10 protein-coding genes are annotated in these 12,156 nt (G+C 39.5%); 3 read left to right on the forward strand and 7 right to left on the reverse strand.

All coding sequences use genetic code 11. The features are described 5' to 3' along the window. The first annotated feature begins 409 nt into the window (after window positions 1–409). On the forward strand, window positions 410–1,510 hold the full coding sequence (locus tag ACTS4L_RS10385; protein WP_440615368.1) for a radical SAM protein: 1,101 nt from the start codon (window positions 410–412) through the stop codon (window positions 1,508–1,510). Here ACTS4L_RS10385 and ACTS4L_RS10390 read toward each other — a convergent pair. From ACTS4L_RS10390 to ACTS4L_RS10410, 5 genes are all read right to left on the reverse strand, one after another. Further along, on the reverse strand, window positions 1,492–1,674 hold the full coding sequence (locus ACTS4L_RS10390) for a hypothetical protein (protein ID WP_440615367.1): 183 nt from the start codon (window positions 1,672–1,674) through the stop codon (window positions 1,492–1,494). The genes ACTS4L_RS10385 and ACTS4L_RS10390 overlap by 19 nt on opposite strands. A gap of 107 nt (window positions 1,675–1,781) precedes the next feature. Then, a complete protein-coding gene (locus ACTS4L_RS10395; protein ID WP_440652012.1) occupies window positions 1,782–2,891 on the reverse strand; it encodes a bifunctional nicotinamide-nucleotide adenylyltransferase/Nudix hydroxylase in 1,110 nt (369 codons plus the stop codon). Beyond that, window positions 2,888–3,595, reverse strand: coding sequence for a BON domain-containing protein (locus ACTS4L_RS10400; protein WP_440615365.1), 708 nt, complete (start codon window positions 3,593–3,595; stop codon window positions 2,888–2,890). The genes ACTS4L_RS10395 and ACTS4L_RS10400 overlap by 4 nt, the downstream gene beginning before the upstream one ends. Next, on the reverse strand, window positions 3,540–4,715 hold the full coding sequence (locus ACTS4L_RS10405; RefSeq protein ID WP_440615364.1) for a trans-sulfuration enzyme family protein: 1,176 nt from the start codon (window positions 4,713–4,715) through the stop codon (window positions 3,540–3,542). The genes ACTS4L_RS10400 and ACTS4L_RS10405 overlap by 56 nt, the downstream gene beginning before the upstream one ends. A gap of 36 nt (window positions 4,716–4,751) precedes the next feature. Beyond that, on the reverse strand, window positions 4,752–6,854 hold the full coding sequence (locus tag ACTS4L_RS10410; protein WP_440652013.1) for a helix-hairpin-helix domain-containing protein: 2,103 nt from the start codon (window positions 6,852–6,854) through the stop codon (window positions 4,752–4,754). Between the two features lie 53 nt (window positions 6,855–6,907). Between ACTS4L_RS10410 and ACTS4L_RS10415 the strand changes: the two genes are divergently transcribed. Together ACTS4L_RS10415 and ACTS4L_RS10420 are read left to right on the forward strand one after the other, a co-directional pair. After that, on the forward strand, window positions 6,908–7,228 hold the full coding sequence (locus tag ACTS4L_RS10415; RefSeq protein WP_440652014.1) for a hypothetical protein: 321 nt from the start codon (window positions 6,908–6,910) through the stop codon (window positions 7,226–7,228). A 65-nt stretch (window positions 7,229–7,293) separates the two neighbouring features. Continuing rightward, a complete protein-coding gene (locus ACTS4L_RS10420) occupies window positions 7,294–7,656 on the forward strand; it encodes a DUF4870 family protein (RefSeq protein WP_440615360.1) in 363 nt (120 codons plus the stop codon). Here ACTS4L_RS10420 and metH read toward each other — a convergent pair. Together metH and ACTS4L_RS10430 are read right to left on the reverse strand one after the other, a co-directional pair. Beyond that, window positions 7,648–11,295 carry a methionine synthase gene (gene metH / locus ACTS4L_RS10425; protein ID WP_440615359.1) on the reverse strand — a complete coding sequence of 1,216 codons (3,648 nt, stop codon included), beginning with the start codon at window positions 11,293–11,295 and terminating at the stop codon, window positions 7,648–7,650. The two genes, ACTS4L_RS10420 and metH, sit on opposite strands and share 9 nt — an antisense overlap. A 238-nt stretch (window positions 11,296–11,533) precedes the next feature. Further along, window positions 11,534–12,073: a CS1-pili formation C-terminal domain-containing protein gene (locus tag ACTS4L_RS10430; RefSeq protein WP_440652015.1), complete on the reverse strand. Its 540-nt coding sequence runs from the start codon at window positions 12,071–12,073 to the stop codon at window positions 11,534–11,536. Window positions 12,074–12,156 lie beyond the last annotated feature (83 nt).

Here is a 12,156-nt window from a genome sequence, read left to right on the forward strand (position 1 = left end):
TGAAGAGATAATTTTTTTCGATAAAATCGGCAAAGTTAGTTGTCGTGACCGGAAAAGTTAGTTGACATTTGATATTAATAAATTATCCTCCAACGATTGATATACCGCTCACAAACCATTTTACAATACTCCTGTCATCGAATTTCCTGCACTTTTAAATGATTGTATTTTGCCAATAGCGAATGCGTTAAGAAACAATCAATAGTTTCATTGTTTTAGCAAATGAGCGCCCAAAGACTCTGTCAAGGGCAGCTATTACCTGCAATACAATCAATTTGCTTTCTTTGTCCTATTTGGCTACACCAGTCACTCTGATAATTTCTTAAATTCACTAAAAATTGATTTACCTCAAGGAATATTTAGTTAGATAGCCTTAACATACAAAAAATTTCTTATTCTAAACAAATTTATGAACTTTGAACCAAAGTGGATCGCTTGGGAAACCACCCGAGAATGTAACTTAACTTGCGTACATTGTCGCTCTAGTGCCTGTTTAGGTAAATATAAAGCATTGGACTTTAGCACAAAACAAGGATTATCTGTGATTGATCAAATTGCTTCATTTGCCAAACCTTGTTTAGTACTCTCAGGTGGCGAGCCGCTATTACGTTCTGATATCTTTGATCTTGCGTATTATGGGACAAAGCGAGGACTACGCATGGCACTAGCGACCAACGGCACTTTAATCGATGACCACACCTGCCAAGAGATCAAGAAATCCGGCATTCAAATAGTCTCTTTAAGCCTTGATGGCAGCACAAGTATCACACATGATAATTTCAGACAACAACAAGGCGCTTTTGATGCCACACTCAAGGCGGCTGAGTTGTTTAATAAACATCATATCCCTTTTATTATTAACTCTTCTTTCACGCAACAAAATCATCATGAAATCAAGGAAACTTATGCACTAGCGAAACAATTACACGCAAAGGCTTGGTATATGTTTATGGTTGTTCCAACCGGTCGTGGTAGTGAACTTATGCAAGAGCTGTTACATGATAATAAATATGATGAAGCTTTAGATTGGCACTATACAATGGAAACTGAGGAAGAAGAGATGTTGGTGCGTCCAACTTGTGCACCGCATTATTACCGTGTGCGTTTTGAAAAAAATAAAGCGTCAGGATTGAGCACAAAATCACGTGCACTTTCATTCTCAAGTGGTGGCTCAAAGGGCTGTATTGCTGGTCAGTCGATTCTAACAATTGATGTGACTGGCAATGTCCATCCATGCAGTTATTTACCATTAAGTGCTGGCAATATCTTTGAATCATCTTTACAAGATATTTGGCATAATTCTGAAATGTTTAAGAACTTACGTGATTTTAAAAAGTACACAGGAAAATGTGGTCATTGTGAGTACATTAAAATCTGCGGCGGTTGTAGAGCTCGGGCGCATTTTATGAAGGGTGATTATTTAGCTGAAGAACCTTTATGTAACTACATGCCCAAGCGTCTGTCAGGAGAAACATCGAATAAATACAAAATCTATAAATCAATTTCTTGAAAATGGACAGTTGCGTTTTGTCTCTGCACAGATGCTGACTTAAAGTCTTTGTTTATCATTTTACTGCCCATGACTGAGTTAGCAGGAAAATCTGTACCTGCTGCAAAAGCCATATTGCCACTTAAAAACATGCCAATAACAATAATTGATAGTAACTTTTTCATAACTAATCTCCTTTAGGTTGTAAACACATCTTAGTCAGTTTCAAGTCTAGTGAGAGATTCCAAAAAACAAAATTTTTGATCTAAAAACCAGCAATATCGCACACCAATCAGGTCATAAGCTTATATTTCAGGGTCATAAACTTAATAATCTGATAGTGATCGTCCATAAGCAATGCGGACATTTTCTCAAGCACATCATCCAACTTAACCCACTTTGTCGCCTTGGCATCATCCTGAGCGGTAACCTGCGGCAACTCTTTTTGTGGCAGAATAATCAACCCTAAATGCGTAATAACACGTCCACGCAATGAGCGATCTGGATGATCGAAAACCTCTTGTGCTATCAGTGTTTGAAGCAGCTTTTCTGGCGAGATAACTAACGTTGTTTCCTCTTCCAATTCACGTAAGATGCCATCGATAATACGCTCATCTTGATCTAGAAAACCACCAGGCAATGCCCATAGATTTTTGCCCGGCGCCTGCTTTCTTTGAATAAGCAACAAATGCTTGTTGCACAGCACCATCGCATCAGTGGTGACAAACACAGGCTTAAATGGCGCATCCTGCCATGATGATTTATAACTCGCAATATAGTTAAATTCATCACGCATTGCTTGATAGCTTGGTGTTTGCATATATTTTTGCAATGTTTTGAAGCTACCTTTCTTATCTTCATTGTCAATAAGGTAATCAGTATCAAGTAAATGATCTTTAAATAACTTCTCGCGAAAATCTGTTGCATTAAAGTCATCAAAATTAGTGACATCAATATGCTGCCATACTGGGAAGCATTTCAAATAATAACTACTGGCATCTTTTTGATGTCCAACAATCGCGATATGACTACCTTTATCTGCGTATTGCGCCACTTGTTCATGTACTTCATTGCGCCAGCCTGCTTCGTTATAGAACCAATCGCTAACTGGCTCGATAATAATACGATTCAAGTCAATACCCGAAGCTTTCAAATCAGATAGAATCATTGTGCGTCTTTCTTGATAAGAGAAAGGGTTTTTTATACTTGGCGCTCTAAAAGCGGAGCCAATTAGAATAATAATTTTTTCTGCATGCAATAGCCCGTAACGTATATTATGCAGGTGTCCTACATGAAATGGCTGAAAACGCCCAATAAATACACCATAGTCATAGTGAGCCTTGCTCTTTCCTTCAGCTTCTTTTCTCTTTAGCTTGGTAGTTTCTTGCATCAGATCGCTCACTCTTCTTTTCCTACAGCTTGTTTATCTGCTTTTGGTGCTTCTACCGGATAAGACACATAATCATATACTTCAATGACTTTTTTAACCCCCGAAACATTTGCAGCAATACTCGATGCTTGCTTACCCTCTGATTGGGTCACAACCCCTAAGAGATAAACCACACCTTTCTCAGTGACCACTTTAAACTTCAAACTGTTGACACCACTTGAAACTAGAGAGGATACGACTTTAGAAGTAATCCAACTATCTGACAAATAGTCTCCTATATCAACCGGATCACCAATGGTTAGCTGATTATAGACAACCTTAACACCTGGAATTTTCGCCATGCGATTGGCAAGCTCTGTTTTAAGCATTTGACTTGGCACTTGCCCCAGTAACAACATAATATGGTTAAAAACGACCGGTTCGACATTAGAGTTGCCTTTAAGCGCTGGGTAGTCATTTAATAATGAAATCGCCTTAAATTGAATCGATTTATCCGAAGCATTGGTTTTGCCATCGACGCTACTACCAGCAACATTGCTACCAACAACAGCAGCTCCAGCGCCTGCAATTACAACTGGTGCACAAGCACTTAACAAACCAGATAGACCAATGCCTAAAATAAGTAATGATATGACTTTAATACTAATTGCGGCTTTTCTTTCAAGCCTGTTTTGAGTTTGCTGATTTTTCTTTTTTTGTTGCCTGATTATATTCATCGATAAACTCCTGAAATACCGTGAGTGTATCTGCTAACACCTCACAACCGATGGATAATCTTAACAACCATGGTGAAACTTGTAATTGAATTTGTTGCAGTTTTTGAACATCCTTATGCGACATGCTTGCTGGATGACTTAAAGAACAGTGTACCGCACCAAAACTGACTGTTTTTGGAAAATAATCTTTCAGCTTTTGATATAACTGTTCAAACTGCACTTGATCGACACACTCAACTGCTAAAAGCCCGCCTAAAGACGCACAATTTTCATTAAGCCAATGCGCATGTTTTTGCACCAAATCACCAACATAATAAATATTTTTAAAGCATTTACTTGCCTTTAATAACGCATAAACAGCTGCCGCATTCTTGGTTATTTCAGCCATACGTAGATGCACGGTTTTTAAACTTCTGGATAATAACCACGCCTGAAATGGGTCTAGCGCATAACCTGTTTGGCGAATAATCTTAGCAATTTTCTCCTTAAATCGCTCATTGGTTGCAATCACTCCTGATGTGACATCAGCATGTCCAACAAGATACTTGGTCGATGATTGCAAAGCAATATCAGCACCAAACTTAAGAGGCATAAAGCCGTATGATGACATCAATGAATTGTCAACCACTAAGCAAATATTGCGCGCTTGCGTGATCTTTGCCAAATCAGCAACAGGCGTTATTTTTTGTAAAGGATTAGATACTGTCTCGCATAACACCATCTTGGTTTTTGCGCTTATTGCTCGTATTAAATGATCAGGCTCTTGTAAGTCAATCTGTGTAATCACAATGCCACGGTCTTCACACATCTCTTCCAAGATAAACGATAACCCCGCATAAAAATCACAGCCAACAATAAGCTCGTCACCTGCTTTTAGCATGCTTAAGACAATATTAAGTGCTGATAACCCACTACTGACTGCAAATGCCGCATGCGCTTCATCTAAAATAGTCAGCTGCGCTTCTAGATAACAACGCGTTGGATTCTGCACCCGTGAATATTCAAATGCATTACTATTGTGTTGATCAAAGGTACTTACTTGATAAATCGGCATACTCACCGCATGATATGCGTCATCATTTTCAAGGTGTAATAAGCGCGTTATTCTACTGTTACTCATAATTTCTAAATCATTTATTCTTTTATGTTTTTCACATTACTCGACAAGACTCAATCCAACTCGTTGACGATCAAGGTCAATACTAATGACTTTAATCTGTGGCAATTGCTCATTTAAACTCACCACTTCATTCGGATGAGTGACGCGCTTAGTACTTAGTTTGGAAATATGAATCATACCGTCATTTTTTAAGCCAATATCGACAAAAACTCCAAAGTCGGTGATGTTACGCACAACACCTGAGACCACCATGCCAACTTTAAGCGAGTCTATATCTAAGGCTTCAGCACTGAAGCTTACTTCAGGCAATTCATCACGTGGGTCAAACCCAGGTTTTTGTAACTCTTTGATAATATCTTTCAACGTTGGCTCGCCAATGTTATACATTTTGGCAAAACTTACAATATCGATCTGCTTTAGTTCATCACTTGATTTTGTTAATAACGCTCTAGCAATCGCATAATGCTCAGGATGCACACCGGTATTATCTAAAAGATCATGCGCCTCAGGAATACGCATAAAGCCTGAACACTGCTCAAATGCTTTATCGCCCAAGCCCTTGACCTTCTTAAGCTCAGCTATATTTTTAAAACCACCCACTTTATTGCGATATGCTACGACTTCTTTTGCTAAGCGTGGACTTAAGCCCGCGACATATGATAACAATTGCGCTGATGCTGTATTGACATTAACACCGACATTATTCACAACCGCCTCAGTGACATCAGTTAATTTTTGCACTAATTTCTTTTGATCTACATCATGCTGATATTGACCAACACCTAAGGCTTTTGGATCAATTTTCACCAATGCTGCCATTGGGTTTTGTAAGCGCTGCGCTATTGAAATCGCCCCTCTTACCGTAACATCCAAATGTGGAAACTCCTCTTCGGCCACTTCTGAGGCTGAATAAACTGAAGCACCTGCTTCAGAAACTACCGTATAGCGAAGCTTATGCTCTATATTCTTATTATAGTCAGCGAAGAAGTCCTGTAACTCACGTGACGCCGTACCATTACCAATTGCCACGGTGTCAATATGATATTTTTCAACTAAGTCATTAACGATTTTTTTGGCTTCTATTGTTTTGTTATGCGGAGGTGCTGGATATATAACGGCTTCTGCCAAATACATGCCCTTTTCATCAATAACGGCTAACTTAGCTCCGGTTTTAAACCCCGGATCGACACCTAACACGGCATGCGCTTTCACTGGAGGAACCATCAATAAGTGACTTAAGTTATCGGCAAAAACTTGTATTGCTGAATTTTGCGCTTTCTCTTTTAGCGTATTGATTACCTCTCGCTCAATTGATGGATATAACAATCGCTTGTAGCCATCATAATAAGCCTCTATCAACAATGCTGACACGCCTGCAGCATGTCTTGGCAGTTTAAAACGCGTAATCGTTTCTTTATAGCGCTCATGATCTATCTCAATCTTAATACTAAGCTCTTTCTCAGCAACACCTCGAAAAATTGCCAATAAGCGGTGCGCAGGTATTTTATTAACATTAGATTGATATTGATCAAACTGCGCAAAATTACCTTGGGCATTGCATGTTTTGGTGGTTTTAACTTGCAAAGTGCCAAAACGCGAGACCTGATCGCGCACATAGGCACGCTCTTTAGCATTATCTGCATAAATTTCAGCGACAATATCCATCGCACCTTGCACTGCTTCATCAATGGTTTGTACGCCATTTTTGACAAACGACTTAGCACGATCATAAAATGCAGCCTCACTATCATAGGCTTTAAAGAGAATATCTGCTAACGGTTGCAGTCCTTTCTCAATCGCTACTTGCGCACGAGTGTTACGCTTTTGCTTAAAGGGTTGATAAATATCCTCTAAATCATTTAATGTATTCGCTTGATCAAGCGCTTTTTTTAATAACTCGTCATAAACACCACGCTCGGTTAAGGTGTGAATAATTTCCTCTTTGCGCGTATCAAATTTCTGTAAATACTGATAATGTTCATAAAAATTTCGAAGATCCGTATCACTAGCGCCACCCGTCATCTCTTTGCGATAACGCGCAATAAAGGGAATAGTTGCCCCTTCGCTTAACAGTGAAACAATATTCTCAGTGGCTTTAATCGATAATCCACTTTGTGTCGCAAGTTGCTGTAAATTCATGGGACATTAAGGCATGCTAATTATGCTTGCTATCTTCAGCGATTTCACCGCTGATGTCCATCATTAATTGTAGCTACCCCACAGATGCTTTCTATATGATTTTCGTTATCTACTTAGCACTTTTGCATGATGATATTTTACCAATAGAGTGGCTATTAACTGCAATAACATCATGCAAAATTACTCAAGCATATTTAGAAACTAAGCATGAAAGCACCTATGGAGTAGCTATATCTAATCACACTGCCACACTTGCAGATTTAGCAAGCTTAAGGCAAGCTGTCATCAACAATATAGTAAATGAAGAAATAAGTTACGCTATTTCTCACCTCTCCCCTGCGGGAGAGGTCGTGCAGCTTACGCTGCACGGGTGAGGGGAATAATTAAAACTCAACTTAATTCTTATTGATTACATACAGTAAAGAAAATAAGGACATCTATGAAAAACGAAACCTATGCCAAAATCATCTATATCCTCTATATCGTCGGTCTATTTACCGGCATTACCGCACTTATTGGACTGATTATGGCGTATGTCAAAAGAAATGAACACGATGTAACACCCGCCCTTAAGACTCATTTTGACTTTCAGATTAAAACCTTTTGGTATGGTCTGATTTATTTGATTTTATCCATTGTTTTAGCTTTTATTATCGTCGGTTATCTTTTATATATCTGGTGGGTAATTTGGCTCGTTGTTCGCACCATCAAAGGCTTTATGGCATTAGATAATGACCAAGCAGTCACTGGTAAAGATGGGTTTTGGGGATTAGGCGCCTTTAACCTTAGCATCTCAAAATAGATTAGGACGCAACCATTTTTCAGCTTCAGTGATACTCATACCTTTGCGCTTGGCGTAATCTTGAAGCTGATCTTCAGCAATTTTACCCACACCGAAATACTTACTCTCAGGATGGGCAAAATAAAGCCCACTAACACTTGCGGCAGGTGTTACTGCCATTGACTCAGTCAAGCGCACCCCCATTTCAGGCGCGTTTAATAGCTTAAATAGCGTCTCTTTTTCCGTATGATCAGGACATGCCGGATAGCCAAATGCTGGACGAATGCCGCGATATTTGCCTTTGATCAGTGCCTCATTGTCAAAAGATTCATCTATAGCATACCCCCAAAACTCTTTGCGAATGCGCTCATGTAAATGCTCCGCAAAGCTCTCAGCCAAGCGATCAGCTAATACTTTAAACATAATCGCATTATACTGATCATGGTTTTCTTCAAATGTTTTAAGTTGATCAGACGTCTCAATCCCCGTAGTCACGGCAAATGCACCAATATAGTCATCGATATTAATATCTTTTGGCGCAATATAATCGCTTAGTGCGACAAATGCCTTATTTGGATTACCCGTTTGCTGACGCAATGTCGGAAATCTTGCTACGGTTGCACCATTTGTATCATACACTTCAATATCATTACCAACGCTATTGGCATGATAAAGACCATATACGGCATTGGCCTGAAGCCATTTTTGATCAATGATTTGTTTTAACATCTGCTTGGCATCATTAAAAAGTTTCTGTGCTTCTTGTCCCTTAAGCGGGTCATGCAAAATCTTAGGATAACTACCCTTTAGCTCCCAGGCATGGAAAAATGGACTCCAGTCAATCCGCTCAACAAGCTTTTGCAAAGGATAATCCATTAATACAAATCGCCCCAACTGTTTAGGTTTGCAAATAGTCTGTTGATTAAACTCCAATTTTAAGTTTTGGCTATTACATTTCTCATAAGCATAGATTTCACGTGCTTGTTTGCTCTGTTGATAATGTTCTACCAAGTGCTGATATTCCGTTTTAATTTTGTGATAATACGCTTCTTTATTATCACCCAAAAGGTTTGACATAGTTGACACCGCACGTGATGCATCTAGCACATGAACCGTGGGGAAATCATGTGCTGGTAATATTTTCATCGCCGTATGAATTTTTGACGTAGTTGCGCCACCAATCAACAAAGGCAAGTGAATATTTTGCGCTTTCATTTCACTAGCGACCGTAATCATCTCATCGAGTGAAGGGGTAATAAGCCCACTTAAACCGATCATATCAGCATTTTCTTTTTTGGCAGTTTCAAGGATTTTTTGATAGGGTGTCATCACACCTAAGTCAATGACTTCATAGTTATTACACTGAAGCACCACCCCCACAATGTTCTTACCGATATCATGTACATCGCCCTTAACCGTGGCAAGCACAATCTTGCCTTTGGCTTTTTGTGCTTGAGACTTTTCTTGTTGTAAAAATGGCTCAAGATAAGCAACTGCCTGCTTCATAACACGTGCTGATTTAACGACTTGCGGTAAAAACATTTTACCCGAACCAAACAAATCACCAACGGTATCCATACCTTGCATCAAAGGACCTTCAATCACGCTTAAGGGATTGCCAAGTTCAACTCTCGCTGCTTCAGTATCTTCAATAATATATTGATTAATGCCCTTTACTAAGGCATAGCTTAAACGCTCAGTTACCGGTTGTTTGCGCCAAGAAAGGTCACCCTTCTTATCGGTTTTTGTGCCCGATAAGGTTTGCGCATATTCAACAAGCTCATCAGCTGATTCCTTACGTGTGTTTAAAATCACTTCTTCAATCAATTGTTTAAGCTTAGGCTCAATATCTTCATAAATCGTAATTTGTCCTGCATTAACAATTCCCATATCCATACCGGCTTGAATCGCATGATACAAAAAGATCGAATGAATCGCTTCCCGCACCAAATTATTACCACGAAAAGAAAACGAGACATTACTCACCCCACCTGAGATGCGCGCATGAGGACAGCGCTTTTTAATTTCTCTGGTTGCTTCAATAAAATCAATGCCGTAACTGTGATGCGCCTCAATACCTGTGGCAACCGCAAAGATATTCGGATCAAAAATAATATCCTCGGGCGGAAATCCGATCTTTTGCGTCAAAAGATCATAGGCGCGTTGGCAAATATCTACTCTCTTTTGCAAAGTATCCGCTTGCCCTTGTTCATCAAATGCCATCACGACAACTGCTGCACCATAGCGCATAGCGAGCTTTGCATGTTTGATAAATTCGCCTTCACCCTCTTTAAGACTAATGGAGTTAATCACGCCCTTGCCTTGAATCTGTTGCAAACCCGTTTCAATCACCTCCCATTTAGATGAGTCAATCATCATCGGCACTTTGGAAATATCAGGCTCAGTCGCAATTAACTTTAAAAAACGTTCCATACAAGCTCTGGCATCCAACATCCCATCATCCATATTGACATCAACGATTTGCGCACCATTTTCTACTTGTTCTTGCGCCACCTGAAGGGCTGACTCAAAGTCCTGATCACGAATGAGTTTAGCAAACTTTAATGACCCTGAAACATTGGTACGCTCACCGATATTAATAAAGTTACTTTGAGCGGTTACTACTAAACTTTCTAAACCTGACAAACATAGCGTTTTGACTTTTTGTTTAATCGCTCTTGGCGCTACATTTGCAACAAGCTTTGCCATTTCTGCAATATGCTCAGGAGTTGTACCACAGCAGCCACCGAGAATATTAACCAACCCATGCTCGACAAAGGGTCTTAATTTTTCTGCCATAATCTCAGGCGTTTCATCATAGCCGCCAAAGGCATTTGGCAATCCAGCATTCGGATGCATACTGACAAAACCCTCGGCAGTCTTCGCCAAGGTCTCAATATGCGGATATAAGTCATCCGCACCTAATGCACAATTAAGCCCAACTGATAAAGCCTTAGCATGGTTGAGACTATAGTAAAAAGCATCAACCGTTTGCCCAGATAAGGTTCGTCCACTTTGATCAGTAATCGTCCCTGATAACATGACTGGCATTGAAAGATGATGTTTTTCAAAATAATCTTCAATCGCATAAATCGCCGCCTTAGCATTTAAGGTATCAAAGATCGTCTCAACTAAAATAATATCAGCGCCGCCATCGATTACCCCACGCAAATTCTCCTGATACGCTGCCACTAATTGCATAAAGGTTATATTTCTAAAGCCCGGATCACTGACATCTGGTGAGATCGATAGTGTGCGATTTGTCGGTCCCAAGACTCCCGCAACAAAACGTGGTTTATCTTCGGTTGTGTATTTTAGTGTCGCTTTTTTAGCAAGCTTGGCACCGGCTTTGGCAATCTCATAGACGTGATCTTCCAATGCGTAATCCGCCATAGAAATAGACGTACTGTTAAATGTATTGGTTTCAATAATATCAGCGCCGGCTGCCAAGTACTTTTCATGAATTGTTTGAATAATCTCAGGCTGTGTTAAGTTCAATAAATCATTATTACCTTTTTGCTCGGTAGCGACTTCCTTAAACATTAGCCCTCTATAGTCAACTTCAGTTAAATCATAGGCTTGAATCATCGTACCCATCGCACCATCAAGAAGTAAGATGCGCGTTTTTAATAATGACTGTAACTGCTCGTAATTGGACATAAATAAAGGTTCTTTGCTTAAGTAATAGGTAATCAACAAAAGTAACACGATTGCTTGGGTATGAGTAGGCTATTTTGCTAAGATTTTTATTAAAAATCCCATAATCACTACCCCCATCGTAAACCATTTTATGGTGTCAATCCCAGCCAATAACGCAATATCATCTCGATCAAAAAAATTAGGCAACAACTAGCCTGACACTTCCCATTTGTGAGCGGCATATACCCACCTCAAAGACTTATTTACACACGGTCTGTGATTGCCAAATATATAGATCGTCCTTGCCCATCGTCGGCAATTGGATATGACACGTTTGATCGCCTTTTTCAAAAGCAAGTTCAGTGCTTGTTGATAAAATATCTGCTTGAATAAAGCCATCATCACTCGTCACGCCAACGATTTCATCATTCTGCTTTAAAATTGCATGAGCTAACGGCTGAAGCTCACCATCATGATCAATGACAATATGCGACATAAACGGCACAACACGTGCTAGATGCCATTCAACCTTTTGAATATTACCAGGGTATAAGACCAGTTTTTTCGCCAATTGATCATATTGATAACTCTCTGAAGATTTAGGCACAATCGTTAAATTATGATTTTTATAACTTGGCATTAAAAACAAATTACCGGTACCTTGCCCTTGACCAATCTTAAGATCATTATCATAAATATCATATTCAACCGCCTTGCCCTCGGCATAAACTGATGCCACAACGCCTGAGTTATAAGCACCATCATAGCCAAAGGCATAGTCATTTTCAGCAAATGCCATACTTGAACTGAAGTTTAGAGTTTCAGATTAATTTTTTATTGTGTCTGGCTATTTTTAATCGACTTATGGCATTGTGATTGGCA

The sequence above is a fragment of the Cysteiniphilum sp. 19S12-1 genome (assembly GCF_052030685.1).
Taxonomy (GTDB): Bacteria; Pseudomonadota; Gammaproteobacteria; order Francisellales; family Francisellaceae; genus Caedibacter.

What these genes read in the sequence shown, in the direction of transcription:
- ACTS4L_RS10385 (WP_440615368.1), top strand. Translation starts at nt 410, where the DNA reads ATGAACTTTGAACCAAAGTGGATCGCTTGGGAAACCACCCGAGAATGT.
- ACTS4L_RS10390 (WP_440615367.1), bottom strand. Translation starts at nt 1,674, where the DNA reads ATGAAAAAGTTACTATCAATTATTGTTATTGGCATGTTTTTAAGTGGC.
- ACTS4L_RS10400 (WP_440615365.1), bottom strand. Translation starts at nt 3,595, where the DNA reads ATGAATATAATCAGGCAACAAAAAAAGAAAAATCAGCAAACTCAAAAC.
- ACTS4L_RS10405 (WP_440615364.1), bottom strand. Translation starts at nt 4,715, where the DNA reads ATGAGTAACAGTAGAATAACGCGCTTATTACACCTTGAAAATGATGAC.
- ACTS4L_RS10410 (WP_440652013.1), bottom strand. Translation starts at nt 6,854, where the DNA reads ATGAATTTACAGCAACTTGCGACACAAAGTGGATTATCGATTAAAGCC.
- ACTS4L_RS10415 (WP_440652014.1), top strand. Translation starts at nt 6,908, where the DNA reads ATGTCCATCATTAATTGTAGCTACCCCACAGATGCTTTCTATATGATT.
- ACTS4L_RS10420 (WP_440615360.1), top strand. Translation starts at nt 7,294, where the DNA reads ATGAAAAACGAAACCTATGCCAAAATCATCTATATCCTCTATATCGTC.
- metH (WP_440615359.1), bottom strand. Translation starts at nt 11,295, where the DNA reads ATGTCCAATTACGAGCAGTTACAGTCATTATTAAAAACGCGCATCTTA.
- ACTS4L_RS10430 (WP_440652015.1), bottom strand. Translation starts at nt 12,073, where the DNA reads ATGGCATTTGCTGAAAATGACTATGCCTTTGGCTATGATGGTGCTTAT.